The following is a 253-nucleotide window of genomic DNA, read 5'->3' on the forward strand; positions in this document are numbered from 1 at the left end:
TGATATTGAATTTGGGTACGATCTGTACAGGATAGGTGGGAGCCGTAGAATCTTGAGCGCCAGCTTGAGAGGAGGCATCCTTGGGATACCACCCTGATCGTATCTAGGTTCTAACTTGGTACCGTGACCCGGTGCGAGGACAGTGTCAGGTGGGCAGTTTGACTGGGGCGGTCGCCTCCTAAAGAGTAACGGAGGCGCCCCAAGGTTCCCTCAGAATGGTTGGAAATCATTCGAAGAGTGCAAAGGCAGAAGG

The 253-nt window shown here is 53.4% G+C and carries 1 rRNA gene; it reads left to right on the forward strand.

The features are described from left to right. Window positions 1–253: ribosomal RNA gene (locus WA407_RS26885) — 23S ribosomal RNA — on the forward strand; the annotation flags it as partial.

It is taken from the genome of Paenibacillus sp. 203, assembly GCF_037027525.1.
GTDB lineage: Bacteria > Bacillota > Bacilli > Paenibacillales > Paenibacillaceae > Paenibacillus > Paenibacillus polymyxa_B.